This window comes from Amycolatopsis minnesotensis, from assembly GCF_039529815.1.
In the GTDB taxonomy this organism is placed as follows: Bacteria; Actinomycetota; Actinomycetes; order Mycobacteriales; family Pseudonocardiaceae; genus Amycolatopsis; species Amycolatopsis minnesotensis.
Genome location: NZ_BAAANN010000057.1, coordinates 20,865 through 39,363, shown reverse-complemented (window position 1 = coordinate 39,363; position 18,499 = coordinate 20,865). Strand labels below are relative to the sequence as shown.

The window sequence follows — 18,499 nt, the reverse complement described above, 5'->3', positions numbered from 1 at the left end:
CCAAAACCTCACCTGCACACCACGCGGCAACCGCGCCCGAACCACCATCACAACCTCCGATCACAACCGGTGTTGCAACGACCCCATGAACCCAAGCACCCTTCAAGGCACGGCAGAACCCCACCGGAACAGCGCGAATTCACGCGAAGACGAAGATCGCGGCGCACAAATCCCTGAAGGCGACCTTCGGGGCATAACCCCGACCTCTGCAGGAGCCCCCTTCCGGTCATCCGGACGCCGGAAAACGGCGCGGTCTACCCGTTGAGTACGTCGACGGCGCGGCGGCGATGGGCGGCGAAGAGCCCCAGCGCGGCCTCGACGTCCCGCGAGCGCAACGCGTCGAGAAGCTCGCGATGCTCGTCCGGGATGCCGCTGAGGTACCCGTCCTTGCTGCGGTTGATCCGGGTCAGCAGGAACAGGTGGACCTGGCAGCGCATGGCCTGCCACGCGTCCATCAGGCGGCGGTGCCCGGCGGCCGCGAAAACGGCGTCGTGGAAGGCGATGTCGAGCCGCACCATTTCGTGCTCGTCCCCGGCGCGGCCCATCAGGTCGGCGGCCTTCTCGACGGCGTCGAGTTCCTCGTCCGAAGCGGTGGCGACGACCTGGCGCACGGCCAGGTCTTCCAGCGCACCGCGGAGGCTGTCGAGTTCGGCGACGTCCTCGGCCGACAACGTCGTCACGGTGGTCCCGCGATGCCATGCGCAGTGAACGAGCCCCTCGCGCTCCAGCACTCGCAAGGCCTCGCGCACCGGCCCGCGGCTGACCTGCAGCACACCGGACAGGTCCACCTCGCGCAGTGGCACCCCCGGCGCGTACGCACCGCTGAAGATGGCCTCCCTGATGCGGTCCGCGACCTCGTCGGCGAGTCCGCGGCGGCGCGCGGGGGCGATCTCTTCCACGGGACGGGCATCCATGTCGTAATGTTAACATTAAGCCATTGATGCCCGAGAACCACGAGAGGTAAAGCCGATGAACTCGCCCCGCCCCCGATTCCACCTCGCCATGCCGGTCGACGACCTGGCCGCCGCCCGGCAGTTCTACGGCGAGGTCCTCGGCCTCGACCAGGGCCGCAGCGCCGATACCTGGGTGGACTGGAACCTGCACGGCCACCAGTTCGTCACCCATCTCGCGCCGGCGCGCGCCGAGGGGATCCGCAACCCGGTCGACGGCCACGACGTCCCGGTACCGCATTTCGGCCTGATCCTGGAGGTCCCGGAGTTCCACCGGCTCGCCGACCGCCTGCGCGCCGCCGGCACGGCGTTCGTCATCGAGCCCTACGTCCGCTTCGAGGGCGAACCGGGCGAGCAGTGGACGATGTTCCTGCTGGACCCCGCCGGGAACGCGTTGGAGTTCAAGGCGTTCGCCGACGATGCCCAGGTCTTCGCCACCTGATCGCTCGCTACGCGTAGGTCTTTTTGGCCCGCTCGCTCATTTCCGTGTTCTGGAAAGCGGCGCACTGCCATTCCCCGGCCCCGTCGCGGCGCAGCGCGTAGGTCTGGAACTTGTCGTAGGCGATCTTGTCACCCTTCCCGATTCCGCCGACGGTGACCACGATCGCGGAGTCCGCGTCGATCTGGCGCACGTTGACCAGGGTGACGACCATGCGGGTGCCCCGCTGCCACTTCGTGAACACGTCGTGGTGATTCCGCTCGATTTCGGCCCTGCCGAACATGGCGTCACCGAGGAAGATCACGTACGAGGCGTCCTCGGTGAACTGCGCGCCGTACGCGTGCGCGTCGCCGTCGTCCCACGCCTGCCGCACGCGATCGAGAAATGCTTCGACAGTGTCACTCATTTGTTGTCTCCAAAGGGTTTTGTTCCGGTACGGGCACGGCGACGGTGCCGCTCAGCAGTACGTCATAACCCCATCGCCAACGTGCGCCGTGCCCGGACAGCAAGGATTCGCGAACGGCAGCGATGTGCGGATACCGCGTGGCATCCGCGGTTCGGACGGCTTGGACGAGCTCCTCCTGATCGGCGCCGGTCCTGGACTCCGCCCACCTCGTCCCCTGTTCGGTCGCCGTAGTGGTCGCGAACTGCAGCAGCAGGTCCACCGCCCAGGCCGCACGGGCGGGCTCGACGCCGCCCGCCAGCAGCAACCCGAGCACTCCGTCGACCAGCGCGAGGTAACGCGGTCCGCTGAGGCGCACGACCAGCGCGAGCTTCGCCAAGATCGGCTGGGCCGCCAGCACGTCGATGTAGGAGAGCAGCACGGTCCACAGCCGGTCCCGCCAGTCACCGGAGGCCGCGACCGGGGTCAGGTCGACCTCGGCGAGCAGTTCGTCGAGTACCGCGGCGTGCAGTTCCTGGATGTCGCGCACGTAGACGTACAGGGACATCGGGCCGGTGTCGAGTTCCTTGGCCAGGCGCCGCATGGTCACCCGCTCCAGCCCCTCGGCTCGCAGGACCGCCATCGCGGTGGCGACGATCCCGTCACGGGAAAGCGCGGGCTTGGCTGGCCGTTCTCGGCGACTGACGGATTCGGGTGGCGGGGTCATGAGCACGACGATAATCGTCGACGTACGCGTACGTCAAGTACGCGTACGTCGACGATTAGGACTCGCGGTAGAGACGGCTTTCCACGACGCCTTCGTTCATGGCTTCGTCGAACCGGTACACCTCGCGTCCCGATACGAACACCCGCAGCGCGCGGTTCATCACGTCGAGCGGGTCGCCGGACCAGAGGACGACATCCGCGTCGAGGCCGGGTTTGAGCGCGCCGACCCGGTGCCCGAGGCCCAGCATGGCCGCCGGGTTCACGGTGAGCGCGCGCAACGCGGTCTCCGGCTCCAGCCCGTCCTTCACCGACAGCGCGGCCTGGTAGACGAGGAAGTTGATCGGCACCACGGGGTGATCGGTGGTGATCGCGATCCGCACCCCGGCGCGCGCGAGGATGCCGGGTGCGCGCAGCGTCCGGTTGCGCAGTTCGACCTTGCTGCGCGTGGTGAACAGCGGCCCGAGGATCACCGGCACGTCCCGCTCGGCGAGCAGGTCCGCGATCAGGTGCCCCTCGGTGCCGTGGTTGATCACCAGCCGGTAGCCGAATTCGTCGGCGAGGCGGATCGCGGTGACCATGTCGTCGGCGCGGTGGACGTGCTGATCCCACGCCAGCTCGCCGTCGAGCACCTTGACCAGCGTCTCCATGGTCAGATCGAGGTCGAACGGCTTGCCACCGGCGCGCGCGTGCTCGCGCTGGGCCCGGTAGTTCCGGGCTTTCGTGAAGGCTTCGCGGATCACCGCCGCCACGCCGAGCCGCGTCGAGGGGAGCTGCTTCTTCTCGCCGTAGATCCTTTTAGGATTCTCGCCGAGCGCGCTCTTCACGCTCACCGCTTCGGCGAACACGGCGTCCAGCGCGGTGCGGCCCCAGGTCTTCAGCGCGACGGTCTGCCCGCCGATCGGGTTGCCGGACCCCGGTTTGATCACCACGCTGGTGACCCCGCCGGACAACGCGTCGTCGAAACCCGTCTCGTAGGGATCGATCCCGTCGATCGCCCGGAACCGGGCACCGTTCGGATCGGTCATCTCGTTGACGTCGTCGCCGGACCAGCCCTCGCCCTCCTCGGACACCCCGAGATGCGCGTGCGCGTCGATGAACCCCGGCAGCACCCACGCCCCGGCCGCATCGACCAGCTCGGCGTCGTCGGGAACGTCCACATCGGCCTCCGCGCCGACCGCGACGATCCTGCCGTCCTCGATCAGCACCGTCCCGCCGTCGACCGGATCCCCGTCGACCGGAACCACATAGCCACCCACAATCGCGATCACCATGCGAGCACGCTAGCGAACGAACCCGGCTCGGCTGGATCAGACCGGCACGTACTGATCATGGGGCACGGACAGTTCCCATACCGCCTCGAAGGCAGCGCGGCACAGCCGAACATCACCGGGATCGGCAGAGGCGACCTTGTCCACCGCCAGCCCATCTCCGGAGTAGAGAAGGAAGACGGCGAGATTGTCGTCGAACAGGTAGAAGTCATTTCCGGGGATGGCGGTGGAGGACACCAGGCGGCGCGGCACCCAGCGAATGTCCTCCCCTGCCTCGACCATGGGATAGGCGATGCTGCAGGACCATCGTTGGTAGTCGCTGAGCGGCTCCGAAACGATACGCGCCCGGCGGACGGTTCTTCCCGCTTCCGCATGCTCACGAAGCGTGGAACACCATCCTTGCAACCATTCGAGATCGTCTTCTTCCCCTGCGGTCCATTTCACCATGTGCGGAAGCTCGACCGCGGTGCCGTAGGCATCCCTGGTCTCGAGATGCACCGCTTCGCGCATGAAACCGGTCAACAGGCTCTCGAACTCTTCGTCCGTTATCGATGTCGTCAAAAACGCCTTCCACGTCCATGGTTTCGGCCTCTGACCGCGCAAGCACGCGATCCGGTGCCGCAGCTCGCGTGCGGCACCGTTATCGGTGGACGCCGTCGCGGTGACGAACGACCGGTAGTCAGCATCGTCGATGCGGGGAAGAATTTAGTAGTCGACGGCACCGAGTTCCGCCGGTGTGCCCGGTCGGTGCTCCGGAATGAACGTCCACCACGTGACCCGCTGGTCGACGACGACCATTAGCGGCAGATCGGGCACGGCCGCCACCACCCGAAATCCGGCCTCGGCCAGCCACCGCGCCCCCCGACTTCGCACCCGGCTTCCGCAACTGTTCCCGGTCACGCTTTGAAGTGGTACTTCCGTAGTTCCGACTTGCTCACGGGGCGCTGCACCCAGTTCAGTTCCCAGATGTCACTGCCGACAGAGAACTCCCTGTCAAACCCGACCCACCTTCCCCGCATGGTCTTGCCCATCAGATCGATGGCCACCTGAATCGCACCGTGGTATACGGAACCGCGGTAGTACCCCACCAGCGACGTGCGTTCGGACCAGAATCCCGTCGCGACCGAGCCGTTCAAGACTAAGTCCAACCACAGCTTGGACCCGTTGTCCGCGGGGACGCTTTCACCGAAGAACCGGTCGCCCTGGTGGCGCATCACCAAGTAGTGCTCACCGCTGAAAACACCCTCCCGGCCAGTGCTGGTGTATGAATACCTGCTGTGCCAAATACCGGACAGGTCGCCATCCGCCGCTTCGACAGTTTGCCCTTCTTCGCCATCTCGTTCAGCGAGTGCCGGAGACGACGAAGCCAACGCGAATGCCGCGCTGAGTTTCAACAACGCTTCTCGGCCACGCAACCCTTTGGAGTTACCGGTGACTCGAACCGCCGCGAGGCGAGCCAGTTCGTGCACGTCCGTCGCGTCTGCCTTCGACAGCAGGCCACCGAACTCGTCCGGCTGGGAAAGGTCCATGTGCCCATCTCGGAAAACAGGATCGGCTGAACGAAAATCCTCGCAGTCGCTGACCAAATCAGCGACGCTGCACTCGTACAGTTCGGCCAGTCGGCCGAGCACGCTCAACGACGGCGCGTGTCCGGTGGCCCCTGGCCAGAGTTCCCAGTACGAGAAGTTCTTGAAGGTCTTCGGATCGGCTGGCCATTTGGCGTTCCACCGGTCCGCGGCATCCCGCTGGCTCCAGTCGCGTGCCATGCGAAGGGCGGCACGGACGTTCACGCCGTACCGCTCGCAGAACACCGCCGAGATCTCGACCCAGCTCTTCTGCTGCGCACGCAGGTCAGCGGCCAATTTCCGCTGTTCCTGCCGGACGCTCCTGATCTGCGATGGCATCGCCCCTCCCCTCTGGCGGGTACGAACCGTAACGCTCCCCCTGGGCATTGCAGAACGTACCGGTCGAACTGGGATCTATCGTCCCACAAGTTCACCGTCGCTCGGGGTGTCCTGAGACTCCGAACTGCGGTTTCTTGGACATCGCGGCCGAACGGCTTTCCGCATGAGCCGTTGGAGTGGGCCCCGCCCAAGGGAAGGAGACCGTTCGTGTTGTGGGTTCTGCTGGTGACGGGGGCCGTGTTGGTCGCTTCCGTCGCCGTTCGGCTGGTGCTGGACAGAACTCTCTTCGGGCTGCGGCTGTACATCCGCTGGCTGAACAAGTACCGGCCCGCGGGGCGTACCCGATGACTACCCCGGCATTGACGATCAAGGAGTACCTGGACATCGCACGTGAGGTGATCGCGCTCGGGATCTACTCCGGGAATCCGGTCACGAAAAAAGAAGCCGTTCGATGGCTCGACGTGCTGTGCGATACGGCGAAGACTGTCGTTGTCCCGCCCGGACATCGACTCGATGAGGAACACGGAAACCGGAGGTCGGGAATCATGGTGACTCGCGCACGGAAACCAGGAAACGACAAGCACAGCGGAGACAGCGACTCGCAGACGGACCACCTCGGCAAAGGGTCGGATGGTCACACCGTCGAGAGCGGCGACGACAAGTGACGACAGCCCGCATTGACGCTCTGCTGGACGAACTGCGCTCGACCGGGGATCTCCCGGCCGAGCTCGGCCCGCTTCTGCGCGACGTGCCAAGAGAAGAGTTCGTCCCGGCCCGGGCATGGCGCGGGGACACGAACGAACCGATCGACCGCGCGTTCGACCCCGACGAGTGGTCCGAGGTCGTCTACTCGAACACGCAGATCGTGACCCAGTTCGACGACGGAGCCACCGAGTGGCCAGACGTCGGCCGTCTGCCCACCTGTTCGAACTCGATGCCCTCCGTCGTGCTCGGGATGGTCGACGCACTGGGTGCCCGGCGAGGCGAACAGATTCTGGAGATCGGCACGGGCACCGGGTGGACCGGCGCGATGCTGGGCCACATCGTCGGCCAGCAGGGCCGGGTCATCAGTATGGAGATTGACCACCAGCTCGCCAGGCAGGCCCAGGAGCGAATCGGCCGCGCAGGGTTCCGGCAAGTCCAGGTCCTCCAACGCGACGGGGCCGCCGGGGCGCCGGAACTCGCCCCGTTCCATCGAGTCATCTCCACGATGGCCGTGCGGCTCGGCCGGATTCCCTACGCCTGGGTGAAGCAGACGAAGCCGGGTGGCACGATCGTCACCCCCGTGCGCGCCGATCTTTCCTCCGGCCCGCTCGTGCGGTTCACCGTTCACGGCGACGGCACCGCCACCGGCCGCATGATGCCGATGGGCGTCGGATTCATGGAACACCGGCTCGACCGCGCGGCGATCACCCCCGAGGAGACGCCCGACTGGGAAGACGAATCAGCCGACCGGAAGACGACCAGGACGAAACCGTGGCTGATGCTCTCGGATTTCGTTTCCCGATGGGCGCTCGCCGTGGCGCTCCCGTCGTGCCGGTACGACGTGGAGGAAGGCAGGCTTGCGTGGCTGGCCGACCCGCTCTCGGGGTCATGGGCCTCCATCGTCCCCTCCTCCGAGGAGAACCGGTTCCTGGTGCGCCAGAAGGGAATCCGCCGTCTGTGGGACGAGGCCGAAACCGCCTACCGCTGGTGGATCGGCGCAGGGCAGCCCACCGGGCTCGACTGGCTGTGGACCATCACCCCGGACCGCCAGACGATCGCGATCGCCTGAACCCACGCGACCTGGCTGGGCTTCGGCATCCATCATCCCAGGAATGCGCATGAGCTGGTACATCGACCGCGACGGCCGCGTCTGGCCGCTCGACGACCCACCGCGGGTTCCGTGGTGGATCGAGCCGGGTATCGAAGAAACCCAAGACCCGGACGAGGACTGACCGTTCCGACGTGCGGGGCCGCCCGAGGTTGCGTCGATGGGATCCATCCCACCGGGACGCATACCTGACCGGCCCGTGGGCATCTTTCCCAGTGAGAGCCACGACGGCGAAAAGATCACCACAGGGAGGGTTCGCACCATGAACCGCATGATGAAGCGCACCGCCGCCGCCACGATCGCGGGCGGCGTCCTCGCCGGGGGCATGCTGCTGGCCACCGGTTCCGCGAGCGCGATGCCGTCCGACACGCCCTGCGGTGCCTCGGACGTGAACGTCAGCGTCACCCCGGACCCGACGCACGCTTCGGGGCACGAGGCGTACCTCATCACCTACACGGCCGCCTCCGAGGACACGAACTGCAAGCTGCAGGGCACCCCGACCGACGTCAGCTTCGCCGGTGATGGTCAGGCGGTCGGCATCTCGGTCGTCCCGGAGCCCGCTTCGGGCGGCGCGGGCCCGGTCAACCTGCGCGCCGGGCATCCCGCCGAGTCGCGCCTCGTCCAGGCCGCGCACGAAGCACCGCTGCCCCAGATCCCCGTCTCGGTCACCTTCGACCTGCCGACCGGGCCCGACGGCCAGCCGGTCTCCGTCGCCTGGCCCGAGGGGCAGCCGCTGAAGGGCACCGAGGTCCAGACCACCGCGGTCAGCGCCGTCGACGGCGGCTGAGCCAGTTCCGTGCCCTTGCCGCGGGTTCCGCGGCAAGGGCACACCTCACGCGAAAACCAGGCGCGGTTTCCCGGTTCGTGGGGCATCATTCCCGCGAACCGCCGGAAGGAACCGCCCTTGACCATGCACCTCACCGCGCTCGCCGATCTCGAACAGCGCGCGTCCAGCCACCGGCTCGCCTGGCTGGCCTCTGACGACGACGGGAACCCGCTGGGCTCCGCGTTCCTGCGGTTGTTCGGCAACGACGGCCAGCGGCATCTCGCCGAGGTCGACATCCGGGTGCACCCGGCCGAACGTCGCCGCGGCGTCGGACAAGCGCTCCTCGACGCCGCCGTCGACGCGGCCACCGCAGACGGACGCCGGGCCGTAGTGGCCGAGACCGAACCGGACACCGACGGTGCGCGCTTCCTGTCCAAACGCGACTTCCGGAAGGTGCTGACGCTGATCTTCACCCGGCTGGCGCTGACGGACGCGAACCTGGGAACCCGGTCCTCCGCGGGATATCGGCTGGTTTCCTGGGACGGTCAGGTACCCGACGAGCTGGCGGACAGCTTCGCCGAATCGCGCCGCGCGATGGACGACATGCCGATGGGCGAGGTCGACTACGGCAGGGTCGACTGGGATGTCGAACAGGTCAAGGCGATCGCGAAAGCCGCCGAGAAACGCGGCGAGTTGCTGCACACCGTGGCCGCGGTGCACGAACGAACCGGGGCGATCGCCGGATTCACCGAGCTGACCGTGCCCGGCACGCGGACCGGTGACGGCCAGAACTACGGCACCGGAGTGCTGCCGGGACACCGCGGGCACGGCCTCGGCCAGTGGATGAAGGCGGAGGCGATCCGGCTGGTCCGCGAACGGCACCCGGGCGTCACCGGGCTGCTGACCGACACCGCCGAAGACAACGTCCCGATGCGCCGCGTCAACGAGGCGCTCGGCTACGCAACGGTCCGGACGACGGCGCGATACCAGCGAAAACTGGGCGAAACCCGGTAGACCGGCGCCCGCTCCACCGGGAGGCTGACAATGGTGATCGTGGCGGCCGCGTTCTGTCCGCAGTGGACTGTCGTGCACGTGGCCCGTGGTGGTCTCATCCGCGCTGAGCGGGGTCTGCCAGACGGTGCGCTACCGGCGGCACGGTCCCGGACCCGGACCCGGACCCGGTCGGCGATGGCGCGTTGCGCGCGGTCTTCACCGGCCGAGCGCGCCGCCGCAGATACCACTCGACGACCGCGAGGTTGACGAAGAGCCCGAGCCACGCGCCCGCGCCCGCGATGTCGTGGATGATCGCGCGCGTATCGCCCTGGTACGCGGGGCCGTCGGCCTGCAGCAGCACGAGCGGGATCACGACCGCGCCCCACAACCGCGACGCGTGCACCGACACCGTGACCGCGTAGTTGCGGATCATCCACGCGCGGTGGTCCGAGAACCGGCGCGACCGCGCGGCACGCAGCCCGGCGACGCCGGTGATCGCCCACATCACGAGCATCGTGGCCAGCGCGCTCACGTTCGACATGCCGCTCTCGCTCGCCAGCACCACCGGCACCGTCAGGACCATCGCCGGGAAAACGCCCGCGAAGAAGTACACCCGCCCGGCCCATCGGTGCGCGCGCGGGCGGGTCCGCCGCAGCCATGGCCAGAACTGCGCCAGCCCGGCGACGGTGGCGATCGTGCCGAACCCGATGTGGCCTGCCAGCAGCCAGTAGCGCACCGGGTCGCCGTGCACGTCGACCCTGCTGGTGGCCAGGTCCGGTGGCAAGTACGCCGACACCATGTACCCGGTCAAGCCCAGGGTCACCACCACTGCGAAAAGCCACCACCACCGCCGTGCGCGCCGCGCTGCCATCGCATCCCCCTTGAGTTTGTTTATAAGAGAAACTATGTCAGATAAACTAATGAGCCGCAAACGACTGTGGCTAACCTGGGGCCGACGACCGGCGGACGGAGGCGGATGACCAGGCAGGACGAGGTGCCCGCGGAGCTGCGCAGGCTCTGGGGGCTGGCCGGGCCCGCCCGGCTGGGCAGGCCCGCGGAGCTGGACGTGGCCAGCGTCGTGACGGCCGCGATCGAACTCGCCGATCGTGACGGCCTCGCGGGGGTAACCCTGCCGAAGGTCGCGAAAGCGCTGGGCTTCACCAGCATGTCGCTCTACCGGTACGTCGGCTCGAAGGACGAACTACTCGCGTTGATGCGCGACGCCGGGCTCGGTACTCCGCCGCTCATCGACACATCGCACTGGCGCGACGGCCTTCGCGCGTGGGCGGACGCCCAGCGCGACCTCTACGCGCGCCGCCCCTGGCTCATCGGGATCCCGCTCTCCGGCCCGCCGTCGGGTCCCCACGAGATCGCCTGGATGGAGGTCGCGCTGGCGTCACTGGCCGGAACCCGGCTTAGCTGGCCGGAAAAAGTCGGGGTGCTCGGCGTCCTCGGCGGGTACGTGCGCCATTCCGTGCAGCTCTCGCGGGAGATGGCGGAAGGCAGGGGCGAGCAGAGCCAGGCGAGCGCGGAACGCGAGTACGGACGCGCGCTGGCCACCCTGGTCACCGCCGACCGCTTCCCGGAAACCGCCAAGCTCTTCGGTTCCGCCGTCTTCGCGACGCCGGCGAACGACGACTACACCTTCGGGCTCGACATGATCCTCGACGGGATCGCCGCGGCCGCCGGCTGATCAGTCGTCGAGGACCTTCTCGAGGTACACGACCTCGTACCCGGATTGCGGGATCCGGTGCGTCTCCTGGTACCCGAGGCGCGCGTAGAGCTTCAGCTGGTGCTCGGCGGCGGACCCGGTGGACATTCGCGCCCGGCGCGCCGAAGCGGGGAAATGCGCTTCGGCGGCGGCGAGCAGTGCGCTCCCGAAGCCCTGCCCCTGGCGGTCCGGCGCGACCATCAGCCGCGCGATCCACACCGCGTCGCCGTCGTCCCTGATCCGCACGCAGGCCACCAGGCGCCCCTCGTCGCGAATGCCCCACACCGACCACACCGGGTCGTCGAAGACCGCCCGCACCTCGTCGAGCGTCTCGGTCGCCGGGGGCAGGTCGAGATCGCGATGGGCCCGCAGCTCGCTGACGATGGCGGCGCGCTGCACTGTCATCAGTTCACCCGCGTCGGCGACGGTGAGGGCGATCGGTTCACGGTGTGGCACAGCGAAAGCATACCGTCCACTTCGGAGTGGACCGCCGCCGTCAGCGCACCCGGACGCCCCATGAACCGGTCCACGAGGTGCCCGGTTCGAGGTGAATGAGATCGGTGCCGGAGTTGAGGGCGTCGGCGGGGCAGGTCATCGGCTCGATCGCGACCGCGCGGCCGCGCCCGACGAGGTCGTCCGGGGTGAACACCTGGACCCAGCCGAAATCGGGGCCGGTCCAGACCTCCAGCGTGCGGTCCTCGTGCGACAGGAGGTGCCGGTGCACGCCGTCGGCGCCGGGTTCGATGCCGCCGAACGCGGTGTCGAGGTCCACTCCGGCGAGCAGGCGCCCTTCGCGGAAGTCGTACTCGGTGCCCTCGACGTCCTGTTCGTCGCCGTAGGGCAGTTGCTCGTCGGCGTCGTAGGGACGGACGCGCGTGGCGGCCAGCGTCAGCGTGAGCTCGTCGGTCGGCACCTCGCCGATCCGGAAGTACGGGTGCGTCCCCACGCCGACGCCGATCGCCCGCTCACCCTCGTTGCGGATCTCGTGCGTGACGGTCAGCTCGCGCGGCGCCAGTTCGTAGGTGATCGCGGCGTGCAGCGGCACCGGCCAGCCCGGCTCGCCGTCGATGCCGATCTCGAAGGTGATCGACGATTCGGCGTGCTCGACGAGCTGCCACTCCTTCTTCCTGGTCAGGCCGTGGATCGCGTTGCCGCGGGCCTCCTCGGTCACGGCGAGGCGCTGGGTTTCGCCGTCGAAGACCCATTCGGCGCCCTTCGTGCGGTTCGGCCACGGCAGCAGGACCTGCCCCGCGCCCATCGGCGGCTTCGCGTCCGCGTCGAACTCCTCGACGTAGGGGACGCCGCCGATCTCGAAGGCGCGCAGGCCGGCACCGATCTCGGTGACGACGGCGCGGGCGGAACCGCGGGTGATCTCGAACTGCTCTCCGGTGGGGTTGGCCATGGCCGCGAATCTACCGATCCCGCCTGGTCCGCGGGCGGGCAGGCGACTTACTAGACCGGTCGTCATAGTTTGACTAGAGTGGCGGCTGTGACGCGACGGACCGACACCCGGCAGCGGATGCTGCGGACGGCGGCCGAGCTGTTCCACACCCAGGGCTACCACGCGACCGGGCTCAACCAGCTCGTCGCCGAGGGCGGCGCGCCGAAGGGCTCGTTGTACTTCCACTTCCCCGGCGGCAAGGAACAGCTCGCCGCGGAGGCGCTGCGCTCGTCGAGCGAGCAGTTCGCCGAGGCGATCGCGGTGCTGCTGCGCGATTCGCGGACGGCGGCGGAGGCGGTGTCCACTTTGGCCGAGTATCTCGCCGAGTCGCTGGAGAAATCCGGGTTCCGCCGCGGCTGTCCACTCGCGACGGTCGCATTGGACGCCGCGGACGACAGCGAGCTGATCAGGGTCGCCTGCGGTGATGGCTACCGGCACTGGCAGGAGATCCTGATCGGCTACCTGACCGGACAAGGGGCTTCCCGCGAGCGCGCCACCGAGCTGAGCGTTGTCGTGCTCGCCTCGATCGAGGGCGCGCTGCTGTTCGCCAAGACACTGCGCGACGTCTCTCCACTGAGGACTGTCGCGGCGCATTTCCGCACCACACTGGAGAAGGAGCTGTCCTGATGTCCCGCAAGATGACCGTGGAAGAGCGCGAAGTCTTCCTCTCGGAGGTCCACGTCGGCGTCGTGAGCGTCGCACGCGAGAACGGCCGCGCCCCGCTCGCCGTCCCGGTCTGGTACGCCTACACCCCCGGCGGTGAACTCGTCCTCAACACCGGCAAGGATTCCCTGAAGCGACGGCTCATCGAAGCCGCGGGCAGGATCAGCCTGTCCGTCCAGATCGAGACGCCACCCTACCGGTACGTCACCGTCGAAGGGCCGGTCACCGGGATCACCACCGCCACCGCCGAGGAGCTGAGGTCGGTCGCGTACCGGTACCTGGACGCGCCGTCGGCGGACGGGTTCCTCGCCGGGATCGACCCGGCGAGCGAGGTGACCGTCCACATGCGACCGGAGCACTGGATCAGCTCCGACTTCCGGGAGTAGCCGCCCGTGCGCGTCCACCAGCTGAACTCCGGCACGATGCGCCCTTGAATTCGAAACGGACGCGGAGCGTCTCCTTTTGGGTGGTGGCGGGAGGACGTGCGGGACATCGTGCTCACGCACCTCGACCTCGGCCACGCGGGTGGGCTCGCCGACTCCCCCGAGGCCATCTCCGCGCACAGCCCCGACGAACTCCGCCTGCTACGCCGGGGAACTTCCGTGCCCCGACGGCGACAGTGAGGACGCGCGCGCGTCGGTTCCGGCGGGATGGGTGGCGGAAACGCGAAGCCGCCCGGGGGCTTGGCCTCTGAAGGGCGCCTTCAGGGACTGCGCAGCGGACCTCACCCTGACCTCCACCGGAGCGTCCTTCAGGGCGCCGGATCCTGGCGTGCCGGAGGAGCGCTGCGCGCCAGCAGGAACCGGTTCACCAGCCACAGGACCAGGCCGGCGGCGAGCAGGATCGCGGCAACCACGTAGTCCCGTGCGGGGCGTCCCGAAAGCGGGCTCGCCAGGTACAAGCAGAAGACGGCGGCCAGCACGGGAACGGCGGCAGGGGTCCTGAAGTGCTTGTGCGCGACGGTGTCCTTGCGCAGCACCAGTACCGCGACGTTGACGACGGCGAACACCACGAGCAGCAGGAGCGCGGTCGTCCCGCCGAGCACGCTGATGTCCACAGTGGACACCAGGGCGATGGCGAGCACACTGGTGAACACGATCGCGACCCAGGGCGTCCGCCGTCCGGGGTGGACGATGCCGAGCTGCTTCGGAACGATCTTCTCGTTCGCCATGCCGTAGAGGAGCCTGCTGGCCATCAGCATGTTGATCAGCGCCGAGTTGATCACGGCGAACAGGCCGATCGCGGAGAAGACCTCGCGGGGGAAACCGGGTGCGCCGATGTCGAGCACCTTCAGCAGCGCGTTGCTCTTCGCGGCGGCGAGTTCGCCGGGGGCCACCAGCAGCGACGACGCCAGCGCGACGAGCACGTAGATCGTGGCGGCGATGACCATGCCCCACAGCATCGCCTTCGGGAAGATCCGCACCGGGTCCTTGCACTCCTCGGCCATGTTCACCGAGTCCTCGAACCCGACCATCGCGAAGAACGCCAGCGAGGTCGCCGACGTGACCGCGACCAGCCAGCCGCTGTTGGCGGTGTCGATCTCGACGAGCCTGCTCGCGTCGCCCTTGCCGTTGAGCACGGCCCACGCGCCGACGCCGATGATGATCAGCAGGCCGGACAGCTCGATGAAGGTCAGCACCACGTTCGCCTTGACGGACTCGCTGACGCCGCGGAAGTTGATCAGCGCGAGCCCCACCACGAACAGCGGCGCGATGAGCCAGCCAGGCCAGTCGACGAACGTGCGCAGGTAGGTGTCGGAGAACGCGACCGCGGCCGAGGACGCCGAGGTGATGCCGGAGCACATCACCGCGAAGGCGATCATGAAGGTGAAGAACGGCTTCTTGAACGCGCGGTTGGTGTAGAGCGCGGCCCCCGCCGCCGTCGGGTACTTGCCGACGAGTTCGAGGTAGCTGAAGGCGGTCATGAACGCCACCACGAACGCGATCAGGAACGGCAGCCACAGCGCGCCGCCGACGCGGGAAGCGACCTGACCGGTCAGCGCGTACACCCCGGTGCCGATGATGTCGCCCGCGACGAACAGCAGCAGCAGCTTCGGGCCCATCACCCGCCGCAGCGCCGGTTCGCCGGACTCCTCGACCACCGTGTTCTCCGCCATGGCAGGGAAGTCTGCCTGAGCAGCCGGCGGGTGGAAAGTCCTGATCAGACCTTCGAGGACGCGCGCTTCACCAGTTCGACGAGTTCCTCGCGCTTGACCGTCTCCGGCCCGCTGAACCCGATCAGCACCGGCGTCCCGTTGACCACCTTCGCCGCGGCGGCCACCGCGGACTTGTTCTGCTTGTCGACGTAGTAGGTCGCGTCGGCGACCCCGGCGATGTCCTCCGCGCCCGCCTTCTTCGCCTTGAGCCCGTCGATCATCGCCTTCGGCGTGACCTGGTTTCCCTCGTAGGTGGTCACCGCCAGCGCGCCGAGCTTGCGGCTGCCCTCGGCGTAGGAACAGGTGCGGGAAACGCCGTGGTTCTCGGGCGTGGTCTTCTCCGGCAGTGCCTCGGCGCGCACCTGCTTCACCTTGGTGACCGTGCTGAACTCCTTGTCCGGCAGCAGGGAGCACGGCTGCTTGACGTCGGCCTTCACCGGCGCGGCGCTGCTCTGCTTCGGCTTCTCGGCGGGCTTCTCGCTGCCGCAGGCCGCGGTCAGCATGGCTGCGGTCACAATCAGGGCGAATCCCCACTTTTTACGCATACCAGGACGATACGCGTAGATCCTCCGGTCAGGTCGTGGCCCGGTACTTCCAGAACGCCGGGAGCAGCGCGCACGCGATGACCACGAACACGATGACCAGCGCACCGCCGCCGGAGGCCGCGGCGGCCGTGCCGGCACCGGCGGCCGCCCAGCCGTGCGTCATGTCCGCGAGCCGGGGCCCGCCCGAGACGACCACGGTGAACGCGCCCTGCATCCGCCCGCGCATCTCGTCGGTCGCGGCCGTCTGCAGGATCGCCATCCGGTAGACCGCGCTGACCATGTCGGCCATGCCGCCGATCATCAGGAACACGACCGCGAGCCACAGCGAATGGGCGAAGCCGAAGCCGATGATCGCGGCACCCCACGCGACGATCGAGATCGCGACGGCGACCCCCTGCCGCTGCACCTTGCCGAGCCAGCCGGAGAACAGGCCGATGAGCATCGCGCCGACCGGGATCGCGGCGAACATCCAGCCGAGCGCGATCCCGCCGCCGGCCGGGTCGCCGAAGGTGCGCTCCGCCATCTCCGGGAACAGCGCCCTCGGCATGCCGAACACCATCGCGATGACGTCCACCACGAACGACGCCAGCAGCACCTTCTTCGCGGCCATGTACTTGAAGCCGTCGAGCACGTCGCGGATGCCCGCCCGGCGGGTCGTGCCGGACAGCGGCGGCATCGCGGGCAGCCGGAACACCGCCCACAGCGTGATGATCAACGCGATCGTGTCGAGCAGGTACAGCGTGGACAGGCCGAGCACCGGGAGCAGCGCACCGGCGGCCATCGGGCCGAACACCGCGCCGAACTGGGCCACCGTGCTGCCGAGCGCGTTCGCCGACGGCAACAGGTTGACCGGCACCAGCCGCGCGATCACCGCGCTGCGGGTGGGCATGTTGATCGCGAAGAACGCCTGGTTGACGCCGAGCAGTCCGAGCACGAGCCACACGGAGTTCAGCCCGAGGAACGCTTGCAGCCAGAGCAGCGCGGACACGATCGCGATCCCGACGTTGCCGAAGAGCAGCAGCTTGCGCCGGTCGACGGTGTCCGCGATCGCGCCGCCCCAGATGCCGAACACCAGCAGCGGCACCACGGCCACCGCGCCGGTCAGGCCGACGTACGCCGAGGAATGGGTGATGTCGAAGATCTGCGCCGGCACCGCGACGACCGTGAGCTGGCTACCGAGCGAGGTGACCGCCGTCGACACCCACAGCCTGCGGAAGGGCGGGACCTTCAGCGGCCGGATGTCGACGACGATCGACCCCAGCAGCTTGCGCAGACCGCGTCGACTTCCTTCCGGCGAATCGCCGGATTTCTCCTGCTCCTGCTGAGCTGTCCCCGAATCCTTGGTCACAACCCACGAGCTTAGGTTAAGCTAACTAACCGGAGGCAAGTGTTTTTCCCCACCCGGGCGGACCCGGTCAGGGAGCGACGCGCTCGATCCGCCAGCCGTCCTCGATGCGGACGAAGCGCAGCCTGTCGTGCATGCGGTCCTGGCGGCCCTGCCAGAACTCGACGGTGTCGGGCCGGATGCGCCAGCCGCCCCAGTGCGGCGGGTAGGGCACGTCTTCGACGTCGGCGAACCGGCGCTCGATGCCGTGCAGCGCGTTGTCCAGCGCGCGGCGGCCGTCGACGACGCGGGACTGCGGCGACGCCCAGGCGCCGAGCTGCGAGCCGCGCGGACGGGAGGCCCAGTAGGCGGCGGTCTCCTTGACGGACACCTTTTCCACCTCGCCGCGGACGTGCACCTGGCGCTGCAGCGGATACCAGGGGAAGGTCGCCGACGCGTACCGGGTCACGGTCAGGTCGTGGCTCTTGCTGGAGGTGTAGTTCGTGTAGAAGACGATGCCGCGATCGTCGAGCCCCTTGCACAGCACGGTGCGCGAGGACGGGAAGCCGTTCGTGTCGGCGGTGGCGAGCACCATCGCGTTGGGCTCGGGCACGCGCGCGGAAATGGCTTGGTCGAGCCAGCTCTGCAGTTGCTCGGTCCAGGTCGAGGCGAGCGAGGTTTCGTCGAAGGCGTCGCCGTCGTAGGCGACCCGCATCCCGGGCAACTGCACGGCCACGTCCGCGTTGCTCGTGTCCGATCGGCTCATCGTCATCGCCAACCTCCGCACCCGGGTAAGGGGCATCGCTGAACTGGAAATCAAGGGGCTATCCCGCCGACGGTAGGGGTTCTTTCCGCGTTGCGAAACCCACTGAACGGTGACTCCCACCACGCTTCCGTTACGCACTGCTTACCCGGCGCCATCCCGTCGCAAAGTTCCGTCCCTAGCGTCGCCCTGCTCCCGTCCCCGAACGTTCCCGGAGGCAGGCCATGACCGAGACGGCCACCGCGGTGAAAAAATCACCGAAAAGGCGGTATGCGGCGCTCGCCGCCGACGAAAACCGCGAGGACTACTCGCTGCTCCGGCATGCTCGCGGCGGCGCTGGTGATCTTCGTGACCGGCGTCCCGATCGCATCCGCGTGCGCGCTACGGCGTCGACATGGACCTGCTCACGAACGCCTACTCCGGCTCGCTGTCGTTCGCGAACTTCTCCTCGCGCGTGCCGCACCGCCACCCCGGCCGGGTCTGGTACGTGCTGGTGAACTGCGGGATCGCGCTCGCGCTGATGGAGTTCAAGCGGGCCTACCTGCACAAGATCAATCCGGCCGGGTTCGGCGCGATGCTGCTCGCCTCGGCCCTGTCGATCACCGCCTACTTCGGCGCCTTCGGGGAGGTGCTGGCGCGTTTAGCCCGCTAACTGC

Annotated in this window: 24 protein-coding genes; 10 read left to right on the top strand and 14 right to left on the bottom strand. The window is 68.2% G+C overall.

Features of this window, described 5'->3' with window-relative positions; all coding sequences use genetic code 11:
* Positions 1 to 254 precede the first annotated feature (254 nt).
* The gene (locus tag ABD256_RS40840) at positions 255 to 914 is read right to left on the bottom strand and encodes a GntR family transcriptional regulator (RefSeq protein ID WP_344431202.1); all 660 of its coding nucleotides are present in this window, start codon (positions 912 to 914) and stop codon (positions 255 to 257) included.
* 55 nt (positions 915 to 969) lie between these two features.
* On the opposite strand from ABD256_RS40840, the gene ABD256_RS40835 reads away from it, so the two are divergent.
* Positions 970 to 1,392, top strand: coding sequence for a VOC family protein (locus ABD256_RS40835; RefSeq protein ID WP_344431201.1), 423 nt, complete (start codon positions 970 to 972; stop codon positions 1,390 to 1,392).
* 7 nt (positions 1,393 to 1,399) lie between these two features.
* On the opposite strand, the gene ABD256_RS40830 is transcribed toward ABD256_RS40835, so the two are convergent.
* The 6 genes from ABD256_RS40830 to ABD256_RS40805 form a co-directional block, all read right to left on the bottom strand.
* On the bottom strand, positions 1,400 to 1,795 hold the full coding sequence (locus ABD256_RS40830) for an SgcJ/EcaC family oxidoreductase (RefSeq protein ID WP_344431200.1): 396 nt from the start codon (positions 1,793 to 1,795) through the stop codon (positions 1,400 to 1,402).
* On the bottom strand, positions 1,788 to 2,498 hold the full coding sequence (locus ABD256_RS40825) for a TetR/AcrR family transcriptional regulator (protein ID WP_344431198.1): 711 nt from the start codon (positions 2,496 to 2,498) through the stop codon (positions 1,788 to 1,790). The genes ABD256_RS40830 and ABD256_RS40825 overlap by 8 nt, the downstream gene beginning before the upstream one ends.
* A gap of 55 nt (positions 2,499 to 2,553) precedes the next feature.
* A complete protein-coding gene (locus tag ABD256_RS40820) occupies positions 2,554 to 3,768 on the bottom strand; it encodes an amidohydrolase (protein WP_344431196.1) in 1,215 nt (404 codons plus the stop codon).
* A gap of 36 nt (positions 3,769 to 3,804) precedes the next feature.
* Positions 3,805 to 4,326 (bottom strand): DUF6879 family protein, encoded by a 522-nt coding sequence (locus ABD256_RS40815; RefSeq protein ID WP_344431194.1) that lies wholly within the window; start codon positions 4,324 to 4,326, stop codon positions 3,805 to 3,807.
* A 144-nt stretch (positions 4,327 to 4,470) separates the two neighbouring features.
* The gene (locus ABD256_RS40810) at positions 4,471 to 4,638 is read right to left on the bottom strand and encodes a hypothetical protein (RefSeq protein ID WP_344431193.1); all 168 of its coding nucleotides are present in this window, start codon (positions 4,636 to 4,638) and stop codon (positions 4,471 to 4,473) included.
* 23 nt (positions 4,639 to 4,661) lie between these two features.
* The gene (locus ABD256_RS40805) at positions 4,662 to 5,669 is read right to left on the bottom strand and encodes a helix-turn-helix domain-containing protein (RefSeq protein WP_344431192.1); all 1,008 of its coding nucleotides are present in this window, start codon (positions 5,667 to 5,669) and stop codon (positions 4,662 to 4,664) included.
* A gap of 207 nt (positions 5,670 to 5,876) precedes the next feature.
* Here ABD256_RS40805 and ABD256_RS40800 point away from each other — a divergent pair, with 207 nt between their 5' ends.
* The 5 genes from ABD256_RS40800 (at position 5,877) to ABD256_RS40780 (ending at position 9,262) form a co-directional block, all read left to right on the top strand.
* Positions 5,877 to 6,017, top strand: a complete 141-nt coding sequence (locus tag ABD256_RS40800; RefSeq protein ID WP_344431190.1) for a hypothetical protein — start codon at positions 5,877 to 5,879, stop codon at positions 6,015 to 6,017.
* Positions 6,014 to 6,334: a hypothetical protein gene (locus tag ABD256_RS40795; RefSeq protein ID WP_344431188.1), complete on the top strand. Its 321-nt coding sequence runs from the start codon at positions 6,014 to 6,016 to the stop codon at positions 6,332 to 6,334. Before ABD256_RS40800 ends, ABD256_RS40795 begins: the two co-directional genes overlap by 4 nt.
* Positions 6,331 to 7,443 carry a methyltransferase domain-containing protein gene (locus ABD256_RS40790; RefSeq protein WP_344431186.1) on the top strand — a complete coding sequence of 371 codons (1,113 nt, stop codon included), beginning with the start codon at positions 6,331 to 6,333 and terminating at the stop codon, positions 7,441 to 7,443. Before ABD256_RS40795 ends, ABD256_RS40790 begins: the two co-directional genes overlap by 4 nt.
* 310 nt (positions 7,444 to 7,753) lie before the next feature.
* A complete protein-coding gene (locus tag ABD256_RS40785) occupies positions 7,754 to 8,269 on the top strand; it encodes a DUF4232 domain-containing protein (protein ID WP_344431184.1) in 516 nt (171 codons plus the stop codon).
* A gap of 123 nt (positions 8,270 to 8,392) precedes the next feature.
* Positions 8,393 to 9,262 carry a GNAT family N-acetyltransferase gene (locus ABD256_RS40780; protein WP_344431209.1) on the top strand — a complete coding sequence of 290 codons (870 nt, stop codon included), beginning with the start codon at positions 8,393 to 8,395 and terminating at the stop codon, positions 9,260 to 9,262.
* 94 nt (positions 9,263 to 9,356) lie between these two features.
* Here ABD256_RS40780 and ABD256_RS40775 read toward each other — a convergent pair whose 3' ends face one another.
* Positions 9,357 to 10,112: a DUF2306 domain-containing protein gene (locus ABD256_RS40775; protein WP_344431182.1), complete on the bottom strand. Its 756-nt coding sequence runs from the start codon at positions 10,110 to 10,112 to the stop codon at positions 9,357 to 9,359.
* A gap of 105 nt (positions 10,113 to 10,217) precedes the next feature.
* Between ABD256_RS40775 and ABD256_RS40770 the strand changes: the two genes are divergently transcribed.
* Entirely contained in the window at positions 10,218 to 10,934 is a 717-nt protein-coding gene (locus ABD256_RS40770; protein WP_344431180.1) for a TetR/AcrR family transcriptional regulator, read from the top strand.
* Here the strand turns inward: ABD256_RS40770 and ABD256_RS40765 are convergent, their stop codons facing one another.
* Together ABD256_RS40765 and ABD256_RS40760 are read right to left on the bottom strand one after the other, a co-directional pair.
* Positions 10,935 to 11,408, bottom strand: a complete 474-nt coding sequence (locus ABD256_RS40765; RefSeq protein ID WP_344431178.1) for a GNAT family N-acetyltransferase — start codon at positions 11,406 to 11,408, stop codon at positions 10,935 to 10,937. It abuts the gene before it with no gap.
* A gap of 40 nt (positions 11,409 to 11,448) precedes the next feature.
* Entirely contained in the window at positions 11,449 to 12,354 is a 906-nt protein-coding gene (locus tag ABD256_RS40760; protein WP_344431176.1) for an aldose 1-epimerase family protein, read from the bottom strand.
* An 87-nt stretch (positions 12,355 to 12,441) separates the two neighbouring features.
* Here ABD256_RS40760 and ABD256_RS40755 point away from each other — a divergent pair, with 87 nt between their 5' ends.
* Both ABD256_RS40755 and ABD256_RS40750 read left to right on the top strand, forming a co-directional pair.
* Positions 12,442 to 13,020, top strand: coding sequence for a TetR/AcrR family transcriptional regulator (locus tag ABD256_RS40755; RefSeq protein ID WP_344431174.1), 579 nt, complete (start codon positions 12,442 to 12,444; stop codon positions 13,018 to 13,020).
* Complete coding sequence (locus ABD256_RS40750) at positions 13,020 to 13,442, top strand: pyridoxamine 5'-phosphate oxidase family protein (protein ID WP_344431172.1); 423 nt, start codon at positions 13,020 to 13,022, stop codon at positions 13,440 to 13,442. The genes ABD256_RS40755 and ABD256_RS40750 overlap by 1 nt, the downstream gene beginning before the upstream one ends.
* Positions 13,443 to 13,807: 365 nt before the next feature.
* On the opposite strand, the gene ABD256_RS40745 is transcribed toward ABD256_RS40750, so the two are convergent.
* The 4 genes from ABD256_RS40745 to pdxH form a co-directional block, all read right to left on the bottom strand.
* Positions 13,808 to 15,172 carry an APC family permease gene (locus ABD256_RS40745; protein ID WP_344431169.1) on the bottom strand — a complete coding sequence of 455 codons (1,365 nt, stop codon included), beginning with the start codon at positions 15,170 to 15,172 and terminating at the stop codon, positions 13,808 to 13,810.
* Between the two features lie 44 nt (positions 15,173 to 15,216).
* Positions 15,217 to 15,756 carry a hypothetical protein gene (locus tag ABD256_RS40740; protein ID WP_344431167.1) on the bottom strand — a complete coding sequence of 180 codons (540 nt, stop codon included), beginning with the start codon at positions 15,754 to 15,756 and terminating at the stop codon, positions 15,217 to 15,219.
* Positions 15,757 to 15,784: 28 nt separating this feature from the next.
* Positions 15,785 to 17,029, bottom strand: a complete 1,245-nt coding sequence (locus ABD256_RS40735) for an MFS transporter (protein ID WP_344431207.1) — start codon at positions 17,027 to 17,029, stop codon at positions 15,785 to 15,787.
* A gap of 142 nt (positions 17,030 to 17,171) precedes the next feature.
* Positions 17,172 to 17,852, bottom strand: coding sequence for a pyridoxamine 5'-phosphate oxidase (gene pdxH, locus ABD256_RS40730; RefSeq protein ID WP_425546606.1), 681 nt, complete (start codon positions 17,850 to 17,852; stop codon positions 17,172 to 17,174).
* Positions 17,853 to 18,237: 385 nt separating this feature from the next.
* Here pdxH and ABD256_RS40725 point away from each other — a divergent pair, with 385 nt between their 5' ends.
* A complete protein-coding gene (locus tag ABD256_RS40725) occupies positions 18,238 to 18,495 on the top strand; it encodes a hypothetical protein (protein ID WP_344431165.1) in 258 nt (85 codons plus the stop codon).
* The last annotated feature ends 4 nt before the right edge of the window (positions 18,496 to 18,499 follow it).

Coding starts and splice junctions, on each gene's coding strand:
- ABD256_RS40840 (WP_344431202.1), bottom strand. CDS start 914: ATGGATGCCCGTCCCGTGGAAGAGATCGCCCCCGCGCGCCGCCGCGGA.
- ABD256_RS40835 (WP_344431201.1), top strand. CDS start 970: ATGAACTCGCCCCGCCCCCGATTCCACCTCGCCATGCCGGTCGACGAC.
- ABD256_RS40830 (WP_344431200.1), bottom strand. CDS start 1,795: ATGAGTGACACTGTCGAAGCATTTCTCGATCGCGTGCGGCAGGCGTGG.
- ABD256_RS40825 (WP_344431198.1), bottom strand. CDS start 2,498: ATGACCCCGCCACCCGAATCCGTCAGTCGCCGAGAACGGCCAGCCAAG.
- ABD256_RS40820 (WP_344431196.1), bottom strand. CDS start 3,768: ATGGTGATCGCGATTGTGGGTGGCTATGTGGTTCCGGTCGACGGGGAT.
- ABD256_RS40805 (WP_344431192.1), bottom strand. CDS start 5,669: ATGCCATCGCAGATCAGGAGCGTCCGGCAGGAACAGCGGAAATTGGCC.
- ABD256_RS40795 (WP_344431188.1), top strand. CDS start 6,014: ATGACTACCCCGGCATTGACGATCAAGGAGTACCTGGACATCGCACGT.
- ABD256_RS40785 (WP_344431184.1), top strand. CDS start 7,754: ATGATGAAGCGCACCGCCGCCGCCACGATCGCGGGCGGCGTCCTCGCC.
- ABD256_RS40780 (WP_344431209.1), top strand. CDS start 8,393: ATGCACCTCACCGCGCTCGCCGATCTCGAACAGCGCGCGTCCAGCCAC.
- ABD256_RS40775 (WP_344431182.1), bottom strand. CDS start 10,112: ATGGCAGCGCGGCGCGCACGGCGGTGGTGGTGGCTTTTCGCAGTGGTG.
- ABD256_RS40770 (WP_344431180.1), top strand. CDS start 10,218: ATGACCAGGCAGGACGAGGTGCCCGCGGAGCTGCGCAGGCTCTGGGGG.
- ABD256_RS40760 (WP_344431176.1), bottom strand. CDS start 12,354: ATGGCCAACCCCACCGGAGAGCAGTTCGAGATCACCCGCGGTTCCGCC.
- ABD256_RS40750 (WP_344431172.1), top strand. CDS start 13,020: ATGTCCCGCAAGATGACCGTGGAAGAGCGCGAAGTCTTCCTCTCGGAG.
- ABD256_RS40745 (WP_344431169.1), bottom strand. CDS start 15,172: ATGGCGGAGAACACGGTGGTCGAGGAGTCCGGCGAACCGGCGCTGCGG.
- ABD256_RS40740 (WP_344431167.1), bottom strand. CDS start 15,756: ATGCGTAAAAAGTGGGGATTCGCCCTGATTGTGACCGCAGCCATGCTG.
- pdxH (WP_425546606.1), bottom strand. CDS start 17,852: ATGACGATGAGCCGATCGGACACGAGCAACGCGGACGTGGCCGTGCAG.
- ABD256_RS40725 (WP_344431165.1), top strand. CDS start 18,238: ATGGACCTGCTCACGAACGCCTACTCCGGCTCGCTGTCGTTCGCGAAC.